The organism is uncultured Shimia sp. (genome assembly GCF_947493595.1).
Classification (GTDB): Bacteria; Pseudomonadota; Alphaproteobacteria; order Rhodobacterales; family Rhodobacteraceae; genus Shimia.
The window spans coordinates 165,299-178,087 of the sequence record NZ_CANLRL010000006.1 but is presented as its reverse complement, the minus strand read 5'-3'; the positions used below and the strand labels follow the sequence as shown (position 1 = coordinate 178,087).

The 12,789-nt window shown below is 58.0% G+C and carries 20 protein-coding genes; 4 read left to right on the top strand and 16 right to left on the bottom strand.

Annotated elements, in window-relative coordinates; translation table 11 throughout:
• Positions 1-250 precede the first annotated feature (250 nt).
• From Q0955_RS15115 to rplS, 3 genes are all read right to left on the bottom strand, one after another.
• Entirely contained in the window at positions 251-1,114 is an 864-nt protein-coding gene (locus tag Q0955_RS15115; protein WP_299425604.1) for a hypothetical protein, read from the bottom strand.
• 267 nt (positions 1,115-1,381) lie between these two features.
• The gene (rpmE, locus tag Q0955_RS15110) at positions 1,382-1,603 is read right to left on the bottom strand and encodes a 50S ribosomal protein L31 (RefSeq protein WP_093090590.1); all 222 of its coding nucleotides are present in this window, start codon (positions 1,601-1,603) and stop codon (positions 1,382-1,384) included.
• Between the two features lie 11 nt (positions 1,604-1,614).
• Positions 1,615-1,989 (bottom strand): 50S ribosomal protein L19, encoded by a 375-nt coding sequence (gene rplS, locus Q0955_RS15105; RefSeq protein WP_299425601.1) that lies wholly within the window; start codon positions 1,987-1,989, stop codon positions 1,615-1,617.
• A 310-nt stretch (positions 1,990-2,299) separates the two neighbouring features.
• Here rplS and Q0955_RS15100 point away from each other — a divergent pair, with 310 nt between their 5' ends.
• The 3 genes from Q0955_RS15100 to Q0955_RS15090 all read left to right on the top strand — a co-directional run bounded on the left by Q0955_RS15100 (position 2,300) and on the right by Q0955_RS15090 (position 4,086).
• Positions 2,300-2,695, top strand: coding sequence for a MarR family transcriptional regulator (locus Q0955_RS15100; RefSeq protein WP_299425599.1), 396 nt, complete (start codon positions 2,300-2,302; stop codon positions 2,693-2,695).
• A gap of 81 nt (positions 2,696-2,776) precedes the next feature.
• Positions 2,777-3,166, top strand: a complete 390-nt coding sequence (locus Q0955_RS15095; protein ID WP_299425596.1) for a hypothetical protein — start codon at positions 2,777-2,779, stop codon at positions 3,164-3,166.
• A 92-nt stretch (positions 3,167-3,258) separates the two neighbouring features.
• Positions 3,259-4,086: a GH25 family lysozyme gene (locus tag Q0955_RS15090; protein WP_299425593.1), complete on the top strand. Its 828-nt coding sequence runs from the start codon at positions 3,259-3,261 to the stop codon at positions 4,084-4,086.
• A 21-nt stretch (positions 4,087-4,107) separates the two neighbouring features.
• Here the strand turns inward: Q0955_RS15090 and Q0955_RS15085 are convergent, their stop codons facing one another.
• From Q0955_RS15085 to Q0955_RS15025, 13 genes are all read right to left on the bottom strand, one after another.
• A complete protein-coding gene (locus tag Q0955_RS15085; RefSeq protein WP_299425590.1) occupies positions 4,108-4,443 on the bottom strand; it encodes a YegP family protein in 336 nt (111 codons plus the stop codon).
• Positions 4,444-4,515: 72 nt separating this feature from the next.
• On the bottom strand, positions 4,516-5,319 hold the full coding sequence (gene trmD, locus Q0955_RS15080) for a tRNA (guanosine(37)-N1)-methyltransferase TrmD (RefSeq protein WP_299425588.1): 804 nt from the start codon (positions 5,317-5,319) through the stop codon (positions 4,516-4,518).
• A complete protein-coding gene (gene rimM / locus Q0955_RS15075) occupies positions 5,319-5,837 on the bottom strand; it encodes a ribosome maturation factor RimM (RefSeq protein ID WP_299425586.1) in 519 nt (172 codons plus the stop codon). The genes trmD and rimM overlap by 1 nt, the downstream gene beginning before the upstream one ends.
• A gap of 148 nt (positions 5,838-5,985) precedes the next feature.
• A complete protein-coding gene (bluB, locus tag Q0955_RS15070; protein WP_299425584.1) occupies positions 5,986-6,615 on the bottom strand; it encodes a 5,6-dimethylbenzimidazole synthase in 630 nt (209 codons plus the stop codon).
• A gap of 16 nt (positions 6,616-6,631) precedes the next feature.
• A complete protein-coding gene (gene rpsP, locus Q0955_RS15065; RefSeq protein ID WP_299425581.1) occupies positions 6,632-6,985 on the bottom strand; it encodes a 30S ribosomal protein S16 in 354 nt (117 codons plus the stop codon).
• Between the two features lie 104 nt (positions 6,986-7,089).
• Positions 7,090-7,386, bottom strand: coding sequence for a chorismate mutase (locus Q0955_RS15060; protein ID WP_299425578.1), 297 nt, complete (start codon positions 7,384-7,386; stop codon positions 7,090-7,092).
• Complete coding sequence (locus Q0955_RS15055; protein WP_299425575.1) at positions 7,379-7,984, bottom strand: GNAT family N-acetyltransferase; 606 nt, start codon at positions 7,982-7,984, stop codon at positions 7,379-7,381. The genes Q0955_RS15060 and Q0955_RS15055 overlap by 8 nt, the downstream gene beginning before the upstream one ends.
• Positions 7,984-8,505 carry a GNAT family N-acetyltransferase gene (locus tag Q0955_RS15050; protein WP_299425572.1) on the bottom strand — a complete coding sequence of 174 codons (522 nt, stop codon included), beginning with the start codon at positions 8,503-8,505 and terminating at the stop codon, positions 7,984-7,986. Before Q0955_RS15050 ends, Q0955_RS15055 begins: the two co-directional genes overlap by 1 nt.
• Positions 8,502-9,047 carry a GNAT family N-acetyltransferase gene (locus Q0955_RS15045; RefSeq protein WP_299425569.1) on the bottom strand — a complete coding sequence of 182 codons (546 nt, stop codon included), beginning with the start codon at positions 9,045-9,047 and terminating at the stop codon, positions 8,502-8,504. The genes Q0955_RS15050 and Q0955_RS15045 overlap by 4 nt, the downstream gene beginning before the upstream one ends.
• Positions 9,047-9,634 (bottom strand): GNAT family N-acetyltransferase, encoded by a 588-nt coding sequence (locus tag Q0955_RS15040; RefSeq protein ID WP_299425566.1) that lies wholly within the window; start codon positions 9,632-9,634, stop codon positions 9,047-9,049. Before Q0955_RS15040 ends, Q0955_RS15045 begins: the two co-directional genes overlap by 1 nt.
• Positions 9,634-9,969, bottom strand: coding sequence for an NIPSNAP family protein (locus Q0955_RS15035; protein ID WP_299425563.1), 336 nt, complete (start codon positions 9,967-9,969; stop codon positions 9,634-9,636). The genes Q0955_RS15040 and Q0955_RS15035 overlap by 1 nt, the downstream gene beginning before the upstream one ends.
• Positions 9,969-11,492 (bottom strand): signal recognition particle protein, encoded by a 1,524-nt coding sequence (gene ffh / locus Q0955_RS15030; RefSeq protein ID WP_299425560.1) that lies wholly within the window; start codon positions 11,490-11,492, stop codon positions 9,969-9,971. The genes Q0955_RS15035 and ffh overlap by 1 nt, the downstream gene beginning before the upstream one ends.
• A 158-nt stretch (positions 11,493-11,650) precedes the next feature.
• Positions 11,651-12,136: a hypothetical protein gene (locus Q0955_RS15025; RefSeq protein ID WP_299425557.1), complete on the bottom strand. Its 486-nt coding sequence runs from the start codon at positions 12,134-12,136 to the stop codon at positions 11,651-11,653.
• Positions 12,137-12,244: 108 nt separating this feature from the next.
• On the opposite strand from Q0955_RS15025, the gene Q0955_RS15020 reads away from it, so the two are divergent.
• The gene (locus Q0955_RS15020) at positions 12,245-12,784 is read left to right on the top strand and encodes a prolyl-tRNA synthetase associated domain-containing protein (protein WP_299425555.1); all 540 of its coding nucleotides are present in this window, start codon (positions 12,245-12,247) and stop codon (positions 12,782-12,784) included.
• Positions 12,785-12,789: the final 5 nt, after the last annotated feature.

Here is a 12,789-nt window from a genome sequence, read left to right as displayed (position 1 = left end):
GAAACACAAAGCAAGCATTGCAGGTGATGCTTCGCGTGCACGGTGGGTGCAGAATAAACGCCGGGGATTTGCGTCCGGTTCGATATTGATTGGTTTGCGGTGCTGGGGGCTGCGAGTTGGCCGGTGAGCGCGGAAGTCCGGGACCTCAGCGCTGCTGACAAAAAGCACCCCAGGGAGGTGGCGGTCTAAAGTGAGAAGCTTTAAGGGCGAAGCTTTCGCTCCGCCCGGTGTCCAAATTCGGCAATGATCACTAGGCCAAAACATCTTCCACGTCGTCGTCGGCCTCTTCGGTGCCTTCGGGTTCCAGGTCTTCAGGTTCCAGAGTGGCCAGCAGTGCCAAGGGGTCATCCTCTGTGCCAGCATCGCCAAATGCACCGTTTTCGACGGCCTCGTCATAAGCGGTCAGAATTTCATCGGAATCCGTGAAGCCGCCTTCTGGAGCTTCGATACGGAACAGTTCGACCGGATACCCATCTTCATGGAATTCAAAAAACGCTACGGCTTCTAGCGACGTGATATCACCGCCGACACCGTTCTCAAAGTGACTGAGGTAGTTTGCGAAGGTTGGCTCGCTGCCCTCGGGCAAGTCATCTGCACCGAAGTAGTATCCGTCAGTGATGACGCCATCTTCGTTGAGTTCATATCCAAAGCCGACCTTTTCGATGAGGGGCTCTTCTGGTTCTTCCGGTTCTTCCGGATCATCAGAAACAGCCTTGATTGATCCAGAGTCAGTGGTTGTTGAGGTGGCCCGAATGCCAAAGATGTCGATGTCGTCCAGGCTGTCGGCGTTTAGCTCAATTGTGAGCGAGTCGCCTTCGGTCAGATATGTTTCTTTGTCTTCACCTTCGGGACCCAGACCTGGATCGCTGAGTTGAGCTGCCTCGTCCCATTGAACGCGTTCGCCATCCAAGCGCACGCCGTTCATGTTGAGGGGACCAGAGAGGGATTCGCTGTCACCGGAATAATCGTCATCGCCAAAGTAGACGGCATTTACGTCCATAGCGCCTTCATCGACAGTAATGTCGGCAAAAATGGACCCGTCTTCTTCGTAAACCATGACGGTGTAAGCCAATCCGTCCAACTCGTAAGTAAACACTTTGGTTGCAATTGGCATGGCAATGCCTCCCCCTAATTATTGAACTGACCACGACCCCAAAACGGCAGTGGCGTTTTCTGTTGCACTTTAGGAATTGGAGGGAAGGTGTCATAAATGGGCGGAGTTTTCGAGAAAAAGCTATTTCGGGGTCGGAAACACTATGTTTCCGCGCCTTTTGAGCTCGATGGGGGCGGGTTGAGCGCCGGAGGCGCAAAAATAGTCTTCCCCAACAAAAAAAACGCCGCCCCGAGGGAGGCGGCGTTTCTGTAACAAAGGGAGGGGTTCTTAGAAGCCCAGGCCTTCGTATTTCTTTTTGAACTTGGACACGCGGCCACCGGCGTCCATCAGGCGGGTGGAGCCACCGTTCCATGCTGGGTGCACGGATGGGTCCACGTCGAGCGCCAGAGTGTCGCCTTCGTTGCCGTAGGTGGAACGCATCTTGATGATGGTGCCGTCGGTCATTTTCACGTCGATGAAGTGGTAGTCGGGATGAGTGTCTTTTTTCATGATACCGCTCCTTACGCTTTTTTGGCTTTGTAGGTGGTGTCTTCTGCGATACGCGCGGATTTACCACGACGGGAGCGCAGATAGTACAGTTTGGCGCGACGTACACGACCACGACGCACAACAGTGATGCTGTCGATGTTGGTCGAGAACAGTGGGAACACACGCTCCACACCTTCGCCAAAGGAAATCTTGCGAACAGTGAACGAGCCAGCGATGCCGTGGCCGTTTTTACGGCTGATGCAAACACCTTCGTAGTTCTGCACACGGGTGCGCGAACCTTCGGTCACTTTAAAGCCAACACGGATGGTGTCACCGGCTTTGAAATCGGGGATGTCTTTCCCCAGCGCAGCAATCTGCTCCGCTTCGAGCTGTGCGATCAGATCCATTGGATCATCTCCTAAATGTTGCTTGTGGTTATATCCACAAAGGTTTGATGCACCTCAGAACTCTTGGTCTTCTTCCGGGTCCGCGTTGAGCGCCCGCCAGAGGGTCAGGTCGTCTTTTCTTGTCTTCCTCTGCTGCTTTTTTTGCCAACTCCGACGAAGAAACCGGAGATCATTGCAATGCACAGCAGGCCCGAACGACTCATGCGAGACGCGGACAGCCGGTGTTTAGGGCAGATGGGCCATACGTGCAAGGGGTTTGACAGTGTATCGCGACTCAAGTAGTTAGTTTGGCGAACTATAAAGGCCTTACATGTCTGACCTCGCCAAAAAACTGCAGAAAGTGCATCAGTCTTGCCATCGGGCCTGGACCAAAGCGGGGCAGGACCTCGATTTGAGTTTCAGCGAGTTTGAGTATTTGAGCGCGGTGCAAGAACAGGCGGATTTGCAGCGCTATGAAGACAAACACGGCCAGCATTTGCAGGATATTGTGGAGGCTTTGGGCGTGACCAAGGCCAGTGCCAGCACGATGATCTCCAAGCTTGAGGCGCGGAATTTGGTGTCGCGCTTTCAATGTATGATGGATGCGCGGGCGCAGCACATTGTGCTGACACCGGAAGGGCAGATGAAGCTGGCCCGTGGCGCACGAGTTTATGAGCAGATTGCGACCCAGTTCGAAAAGGATCTTGGGGACGTGGCAAGCCTGTAGCTGTGTGTGGTGGTTGTTGGTTGGAAATTTGAGTCATTTAGTAAGTTAGTCTAACTAAGTAAATGAGGAAAGGAAACTGTCATGGCGATAGAAAATCTTTTGTTGGGGATCGCAATCCACCAGCTGTTTTGGGAGCATCTGCCGCACTGGGGCACGTGGTTCACGCGGGGACTTAAGTTGCTGCCGCAGTCGGTGCAGTCGCTGTACGAGCAGTGGCGCTGCCCGTATTGCGCGGGGTTCTGGATTGGATTGGCGGTGCATGCGGCCACTGGGACATATCTGTTTGCGGGTTTTGCAGACTTGCCCGCGTTCTGGGGCAGTCTGGGCACGCCTCTGGCATGGTTCATGGATGCGCTGGTGTTTGCGGCGCTGAACAAGCTGGGTGTGTTGACCGTACATGCGATTGGCTTGCCAGCCTTGAAAGGCCATCAGGCCAAAGAAGCGTTTTTGGCGGCGAAGAAAGCCGCTTAGGCGAGGCTTTGCCATTCAAAAAAGCTTTGCTTGCATAGAGATGCGCTCTCTCGGTTTACTGAGGGGGCGCAACGGTTTGGTTTAGGTGTGATATGCGAGTATTGAAGATAAGTCTGTTGGCTCTACTCGTGGTGGCGAGTTGCGGCCGTTCGGTGCCGGATGATCCGGCGGCTCAGGCAGCGCAGCAGGCTGCGGCGGTTGAGGCGGCGCGGGTGCAGAGCCTGGCATCACAAATAGTGACCTATCCCAAATATGGCGATGCAGATCCACATGAGTGGGACCGTAGGCCGCCTGAGAGTTATCCGGTGCATGGTATCGATGTGTCGCGCTGGCAGACCAGCATCAATTGGCAGGAAGCGCGGCGGTCTGGGGTCAGTTTTGCATTTCTCAAAGCCACCGAGGGCGGGGATCTCGCGGACCCGCTGTTTGATACTCATAGGGCCGGGGCGGCGAACGCGGGCATTCCTTGGGGCGGCTATCATTACTACTATTTCTGTCGTCCGGCTGAGGAGCAGGCGGCCTGGTTCATCAAGAACGTGCCGCGCGGGGCGCCGTTGCCACATGTGTTGGACATGGAATGGACACCGCAATCACGCACATGCCGATTGCGGCCCAGCGGCAGCAAGGTGCGCAGTGAGGCGCGCAAGTTCCTGTCGATTTTGGAAGCGCATTACGGGCGGCGGCCAATTGTCTATACCACGGTTGATTTCTTCCACGACACAGGCATAGGCACCTTGGGCGGCACGGAGTTCTGGCTGCGTACGGTGGCGGGACACCCGCAACAGATATACCCCGGCGCGCGCTGGACGTTCTGGCAATATACGGGGACGGGGCTGGTGCCCGGCATTGCAGGCAAGGTGGACATCAACGTGTTTCGCGGCAGTCCGGAAGCCTGGGTGCGGTGGCGAGAGGGCCGTTGACCCGCTCGCCGTCATTTTAGCTTAGTCGTCGAGTTCGACCACAGAGGCTTCTGGTGCGTTGCGCATGACACTTTCGATGCCATTGTCGCGGCCGGAGGCACTGGTGTAGCTCTGCGAGGTGCCGATGACCTGACCGTTGGTGGCTTTCAGGTTGAACATGAATTTGCCGGACGCGGTTTCTTTGCGCTCGTAACGCGCGTCATCCGCGGCGTTTTTCTGCACCGACGCGATGCCGTTTTCGCAGCTAGCTTTCTGCTTGTAGCCTTCGGAGGCAAGGATGTTCTCGCCGTTGCCTGCTTTCAGGCGGAAACGGAATTCACCAGCTTTGTCGGTGTAGAGCTCGAATTTGGCGGCCATGTCTGTGGTCCCTGTTCAGAATTGTGATGCGGGAACAAAAACATGGACAGGGGCGCAGGCGCAAGGACTTGGTTAACTGTCCTCGTCGGCCTCATAGGCGGCCCACATGTCCGGGCGGCGGGTCTTGGTGATGTCTTCGGCCATTTGATGACGCCATTTCTCGATGTTGGCGTGGTGGCCGGACATCAGAATGTCGGGAATTTTGTGCCCGTTCCACTCGGCGGGCTTGGTGTATTGCGGGTGCTCCAGCAAGCCGTTGGAGTGGCTTTCGTCCTCAATACTGTCAGCGTTGCCCAGCACAGACGGCAGCAGGCGTACGGTGGCGTCGATCATCGCTTGGGCGGCGATTTCTCCGCCAGTGAGGACAAAGTCGCCAAGGCTGACTTCTTGGATGTTGTAGTGATCCAAAACGCGTTGATCCACGCCTTCAAAACGACCGCAGAGCATGGTCACGCCGTCTGCCTGAGACCAGGCGCGGGCCATTTTTTGATCAAAGCGGCGGCCACGGGGGGAGAGATAGACCAGCGGCCAGTTGCCACGGGCGCCGCGCATGGTGTGCTCGATCGCGGGGCCAAGAACGTCAGGACGCAGCACCATGCCGGCGCCACCGCCGGCGGGGGTGTCATCCACGTTGCGGTGTTTGGTCAGGCCGAAGTCGCGCAGGTTGGTGGTTTCGATTTGCCACTTTCCATCTTTGAGCGCCTTGCCAGTGAGGCTTTCGCCCAAAACACCGGGGAAGGCATCGGGGAACAAAGTGATGATCCGAGCGGACCAGACTTTGGCCAGGCGCGGATTGTGGGTGACCAGCTCGCGCGGTTTGAGCGAGGCAGAGATGGACAGGCGGCCATGGGATTTGGGTTTGGAGGCGTCAGTCATCAGTCAAACAAGCCTTCAGGGGGATCGGCGATGATGCGGCCGGCAGCCATGTCCACGGTGGGGACATTGACCATGGTGAAAGGCAGAAATACGGTTTCGGAAGATTTTGGCGGCAGGACTTCCAACAGGTCAGCGGCGCCGTGGTTGAGGACGTTTTTGACTTTGCCAAGCACGTTGCCGCCGGTGTCGCGCACTTCAAGGCCCACAAGGTCGGTGTAGTAATACTCATCGTCCTCGGTTTCCGGCAGGCGGTCCCGTGGAACAAAGAGCTTCACGCCCTTGAGCGCGTCAGCTTGCTCTTTGGTTTCGATGCCAGAGAGCCGCGCGGCGAGGCCGTTTTTGATGGATCGGGTAATGGCGATGTCAAACTCAAAGGCGCCGTCTTCGGTCAGCAGAGGCGCGTAGTCCTCCAGCGCGTCCGCTTCGGCGGTGAAGCTTTTGAGGCGGACGTCGCCGTGTACGCCGTAAGCGCCGCCAATGGCACCAACGCAGATGAGATCAGATGGGGTGTCGCTCATGGGACGGCCTTTGCTTTGCTTGCGCCTGTTTTCTCCGATTGCGGGCTGAGGTGCAAGGGAGTGGAACTTGGCGAGGGCCGCAACTGACCCTGGATGGGTGCTGAAAGTGCCCTCCTATGGGGAGGGTCGGGCGTGGGCCAGTCCAAAATCAGCGAGACTGGATGGGGAGCGTTTTGTCGCGGTCTTCCCAGCCAACCTTGGCCAGCTCGGGTGTGTCAGACAGCTCTTCTGGCCAACCGACACAGAGGTAGGCGACAAGTGACCAATCGGTAGGCACATCCAGGTCGCGGTTGAGTTGATCCGGGTCCAGAATGGACACCCAGCCAACCCCCAGGCCAAAGCTGCGGGCGGTGAGCCAGAATTGGGTGATCGCGCCAACAACGGAGTAGCGGCGCATTTCGGGCATGGTGGCGGCGCCAAGGCCTTGGCCTTTGGCGGTGGCGTCATCGCAGTAGATCGCCAGTTGCACAGGCGATTCCCGCATGCCGGAGAGTTTGAGATTTGCATAAAGCGCTGCGCGGTCGCCGTCATAGCCTGTGAGGGCTTCAGCGTTGGCGGCTTCATAATTCTTGAGCGCAGCGGCGCGGGCTTGGTCGCTGTCCACGCGGATCACGCGCCAGGGCTCTGACAGGCCCACAGACGGTGCCAGCAGAAACGTGTCGAGGCACTCCCGAAGAAGTGCCTCGTCCACCGGATCGGTACGGAAGCGGCGCACGTCGCGCCGCCACCGCATGAGCCGTTGCAGATCGTCCCGGAAGGCAGAAGTGAATTCGGTCATCCCGGGACAGTCCGTCTTACTCTTCAGAAGCATCAGCTGCTTTTGCAGCTTTCTCTTCCGCGCGGTCCTTGGCTTTCTGGCCAGGCTCAGCTTTCTTAGGGTTGGAGCGCTCTTTTTTGGCAACAACACCGGCAGCTTCCAGGAAGCGGGACACACGGTCAGTTGGCTGTGCGCCTTCGTTCAACCAGTACTGAACACGCTCCATGTCCAGCTTAACGCGCTCTTCGCTGTCTTTTGGCAGCAGTGGGTTGTAGGTGCCGAGCTTCTCGATGAAGCGGCCGTCACGTGGCATGCGGGAGTCCGCTGCTACAACACGGTAGAATGGGCGCTTTTTGGAACCGCCGCGGGCGAGACGAATTTTCATAGCCATGGGTGTATCTCCTATAATGGCGTGTGCACCGGGGTGCATGAGTGTTGCACCAGTGCGGTGCGGGTTGGTGTCGAAGAACAGAGGCAGCCCTGCTCAACGGTTTGTTATTCCTGATGTTTCTTGTGGTGCTGAATGACCTCAGCGATGATGAAATTCAGGAAATTCTTGGCGAATTCAGGGTCCAGATCGGCCTTCTTCGCAAGATCTTCAAGACGTGCGATCTGGTTCGCTTCGCGATCCGGATCGGACGGGGGAAGGTCGTGTTCGGCTTTGAGCTTGCCAACAGCCTGCGTGGCCTTGAACCGCTCGCCCAAAGTGTAGACGAGGATCGCGTCGAGGCGGTCGATGCTGTCGCGGTAGCCTTTCAGCAATTCGGCGGCGCGTTGGGTGTCGTCAGTCAAGTGCGTAGCCTTTCGGTTTGAACATCGGGTCGGCGTAGTGGCTGATTTCCATCTCGATGGCGTCGCCAATCTGAGAGGAGGCCAGCGCGTCAGGCGAGGGGTGGCGGTACACCACGTCGTGGCCATCCACCGACGGGGCGGATTTGTCTTTCACGGCGCCAAGGCGCTCTGCGAGGCGGATCGAGTCGAGGTTTTTCGGGTCGATATAGGACACAGCCCCGTCCCAGCCCAGCTCGTTGTAGAAATAGCGGCGCACGGCGTGGGTGGATTCCAGCGCGTAGCCGTGACCAGCTTTGTCGGGCCAGATGATCCAGGCGATTTCGCGCTCCGGCCATTTGGCGGGGAACCAGCCACCAGCCATGCCCAGCGTTTCGTCGGTCTCTTTGTCGTGGATCATCCACATGCCATAGCCACGGATATTCCAGTGACCGATTTCAGCCGCATAGAGCATCCAGGTTTCGTAGGCGTTCAAAGGTCCGCCCATGAAGCGGGAGCGATAGGACGCGAAAGTGGCCTTGAAGTTTGGGTAATCCTCAGGTTCCGGACCGCGCAGGACCAGACGTTTGGTTTCAAGGATTGGTATGGTCTTGGTGGGCATCATGCGGCCTCCACTTTGGGGTGGCGGTACACATGGCAAAGTTTGCCATGCAGCTGATGTTCGCGCTCATAGGTGGCGCCAAGCCGTTTGGCCATGGCGATGGATCGGGCGTTGGCTGGCGCCAAGTAGCTCATCAGCTGGGGCATGCCGAAGTGTGTGGCCGCGTAAGTGCGCGCAGCAATCGCCGCCTCGGAGGCGTAGCCTTTGCCTTCGCCAGCTTCCATCACGCTCCAGCCCAGTTCAGGCTCATGCCAGCCGGGGGCGTTGATCACGCCGGTCCAGCCCATAAAGGTGCCGGTTTCTTTTTCTTCGAAATGCCAAAGGCCATGTCCGCGCACAACCCAGTGGCCAATGCGGCTGGTCAGGCTCATGAAGGTTGTGGCTTCGTCACGCGGGCCGCCGACAAATTGGCTGCGGTCAGACGCGAAGAACTTGGTCATGGCTTCGAGATCGGAAAGCTGTGGCGCGCGCAGGCGCAGACGCTCAGTTTCGATCACGGGGATGTTTATGTTGAGGCTCATGCGTAGGCCTCCATTCCACCATTGACGAGTTCGCCCGGAGGCAAGTGACGCCAGATTTGCACGGTGCCGAAGCGCTCATGCGTGAAGTCGCCGTCGTGACGTGCGCCCATGCGTTGCGCCAGCTTGCGAGAGGCGGTGTTTTTGGGGTCCACCAAACTGATGGCTGTGTCCCAGCCGAGTACGTCGTAGGCGTAGCTGCGGGCTGCTGTGGCGGCCTCGGTGGCGTAGCCTTTGCCTTCGAACCCTTCAAACAGGTCCCAACCGATTTCTGGCTCTGGCCAGCCGTGCGGGAACCACAGGCCAATATTGCCGACCGGCGCGTTGGTGTCGCGCTCCGCTACAATCCAGCGGCCGTAGCCGCGCAGGGTCCAATGGCCGGCTTCCAATGCCAAGGTGCGCCAGGCTTGTTCGGCCGACATTGGGCCGCCGACAAATTTGGAGCGGTCAGAGGCAAAGAACGCCGCAATAGCGTCAAAGTCAGACAACTGCGGGCCGCGCAGGATCAGACGGTCGGTTTCAAGCTGGGGGATCTCAATGCGCATCACGCGTAGGCCTCCAGCTGGTGACGCCAGACCTGAACCGGCTCGGAAAACATCGCCTCGGCCTGCGCATCGCGTTTGGCACCGAGGCGCGATGCGACGGCGGCAGATTGCGTGTTGGGCAGGTCGATGTAGCTGACCAAAGACGGCAGTTCCATCTGGCCCAAACCAAAGTCGCGCACGGCTTCGGCGGCTTCGGTGGCATAGCCAAAACCCTCGGCGTCCTTGGTGAGGAAGTAGCCCAGCTCATGTTCCTGGTCGCCAAATTCCATGCCCAAACCAACAAAGCCCAAAATGGCTCCGGTGTCGCGTTTCAGGATGGTAAAATAGCCGACGCCGCGCAGCATCCAGCCGCTTACACATTGGGTGAACTCGGCCCAGGCTTCGTCTCGGTCAAACGGGCCGTCCATAAAGACCGTACGGTCGCTGGAGAGAATGGCGTGAAAGGTGGAGAAATCTGTCAGGCGCATCGGGCGCAAAGACAGACGTGGAGTCTCAAGCGTGGGCACACACATTTCCACCTGCGTCGCCAGTGCGGCGGCAGCTCCGGAGGCGGGAGCCTCCCAAGGGTATGTGGTGTGCAAGGTCATCAGAACGCGTCCAAAGCCTCGATTGGCGCAGCGTCGAGCACCGGGCGTGTGAATGTGCGGTCGTAGCGGCGGATGCAGCCGGTTTTCTGTGCGAAAGCAAAGGCTTTCTGGCACTCTTCGTCTTCCATCGACGCGGCGCGATACGCTTCATAGGCCGCCAGAGACGGATAAGAGAACATCGCATAGGCCACGTCATTGGCCCCCTCAGATGGCAGCCAATAGCCGTGATGGGTGCCGCCCATCCGGTTGACCAGACCAATCCAAACCTTGGCGTAGGCCTCAAAGGCCGCGACCTGATTTGGGTCGATCTCATATGTGAGGGTGCAGGTGATCATTACTTTTTCTTCCCGAAGCCCGACAGGCCAGGGGGCAGGCCCATGCCGCCACCCAATCCACCAAGACCGCCTGGCAGGCCGCCTTTGCCACCAAGCGCTTTGGCGGCGGCTTCAAGTTGTTTCGGGTCCATCTGGGACGGGTCCATGTTGGCCATGTCCGCGCCACCTTTGCCAACCATGCCTTTCATGGCCTGCTTCAGCATGCCGCCTTTGCCCATTTTGCCCATCTTCTTCATCATGTCGCCCATCTGGCGCTGCATCTTCAGAAGTTTGTTGAGGTCAGAAACCTCCATGCCGGAGCCCTTGGCAATTCGCTTTTTGCGCGAGGCTTGCAGCAGCTGCGGGTTGGCGCGTTCCATTTTGGTCATGGACTGGATCATGGCGATCTGGCGCAGGATCATCTTGTCGTCAAAGCCGGCGTCCTGAACGCCTTTGGCCATTTTGGCCATGCCGGGAAGCATGCCCATCATGCCTTCCATGCCGCCCATTTTCTGCATCTGCTCAAGCTGCATTTTCATGTCGTTCATGTTGAAGCGACCTTTTTGGAAGCGCTTCATCATTTTTTCGGCTTGCTCAGCCTCGATGGTTTCCTGGGCTTTCTCAACAAGGGCAACGATGTCGCCCATGCCCAGAATACGGCCTGCGATCCGGTCCGCCTCGAAGGTTTCGAGCGCGTCCATCTTTTCGCCGAGGCCGACAAATTTGATCGGTTTGCCGGTCACTGCGCGCATCGAGAGCGCTGCGCCGCCACGGCCATCACCGTCCATCCGGGTGAGGACCACACCGGAGATGCCAATTTTGCCGTCAAACTCTTCGGCCACTTCCACGGCGACCTGACCGGTGAGGCCATCGACCACGAGGAGTGTTTCGCGTGGGTTGACCACGTCGCGCACGTCCTCGACCTCTTTCATCAGGACTTCGTCGATCTGCAAACGACCAGCGGTGTCGAGCATGTAGACGTCATAGCCGCCCAGTGTCGCCTGTTGCTTGGCGCGTTTGGCGATCTGTACGGCGGACTCACCGGCCACGATGGGCAGGGTGTCGACGCCGATCTGGGTGCCAAGTACCTGAAGCTGTTGCATCGCGGCTGGGCGATAGATGTCGAGCGAGGCCATCAACACGCGCTTGCCGTCTTTCTCGGTCAGGCGTTTGGCGAGCTTACCGGTGGTGGTGGTCTTACCAGAACCCTGCAGACCGACCATCAGGATCGGTGCGGGTGGGCTGTCAATTTTGAGCGCGCCGGTTTCGGCGTTTTCATCCCCGGCCAACACGTCTTTCAACGCGTCGTGCACAATTTTTACAACCTGCTGGCCCGGTGTCACGGATTTGGTGACAGCCTGACCGGTGGCTTTTTCCTGCACGGCTTTGACGAAGTCGCGGGCGACGGGCAGCGAAACGTCGGCTTCCAAAAGGGCAACGCGCACTTCGCGCAGCGCGGTTTTGACGTCGTCCTCAGACAGGGCACCCTGCTTGGTGAGACGATCAAAGACTCCAGAGAGGCGTTCGCTTAGATTTTCAAACATCGCTGCCGGTTCCTTTCACCGTTTCAAACATGGCCCGAACATAGGTACGAACCGCCCATACGCCAATGTCCCCCATGGGCGCGACGCGCTGATGGGGGGCGATCCCGGCATGATGCCTGGGACCGGAAGTTTGACGGACTCCCGGAAGTGCTGCGCGTTTACGCCGAAGGAGGTGTAGAGTCAACAGGGGCGTGGTTTGCGAGCCAGGTGTTGATGTGAATGTGGGCCTCGGGTTCTAGCTCCCAAGAAGCAAGGGAAGAATTCAAAGGGATCGTTTCGTCTGTGAACTCCAAAAAAAGGTTATAGTATGTGTTTTCGTCCTCGACCCGCTCGCAACGCGCGGCCCGGAGCGTATCCAGTGGGTATTCTTGAACCGAAGTTCCTAAAAGCGAATGCACGCGTAACTCCACGATGCCAGTATCGCGGTTTAAGGTTAGACGCCTACGCTGGGACGCGGAACAAAAAATAGCGCCGCCGATAAGTATGAACGTGACACCGACAATAAGCGCCTCGCCATCCAGCGCTTCATTAGGTCGAAAAAGAAACCAAACGCCAATCAGGAAAACTGCCGCAGACAAAATTGCAAGTGGCCAACGCACCCAGTCAATCACAAGAAGGGTCGGGGTGTCTCGGGTCACTCGCATGGCTTAGATTTGCGGTGGCAATCGACATTGTTCAAGGCAAATTTTCTTGACGGTTAGCAGTGTTGCGCAGAAGAAGCATGTCGGGGATCGCGATAAGGAGATCGCAATATGGCGGATGCATCATCTCAGTTTCAAGACACGTTACCGGTGAGTTCGGACGCGCTTTTGACGCAGTTGAAGGACTGGGGGCTGGGTTACGTGCTGCACGAACATGTGCCGCTGCGCACGGTGGAGGATGCCAAGTCTGTAGAGGACGCCATGCAGGTGGAGGGCGAGACCGCGTTTCGCGTCAAGAACCTGTATTTGCGAGACAAGAAGAAGCGCAATTATCTGGTGACGCTGGAGCAGGATCGCGAGATTGATCTAAAGGCCTTGGGCAAACAGCTGGGCGTGGGCGGGCTGTCGTTTGGGTCGGCAGATCGGTTGTTGCAGAACCTGGGGGTGCGGCCCGGGGCGGTGACGCCTTTGGCGATGATCAACGGGGCCGAGGCGGGTATGCGGTTCTTTATTGATGCAGCCGTGAAAGAGGCTGAGAAGATCTACATGCATCCGCTGGTGAATGATCGCACGGTGGCGATGAATGTGGGTGATCTTTGGCTGTTCCTTGAGAAACTGGGCGTGGCGCCCGAGATGCTGGAGTTGGGGTAGGGGGC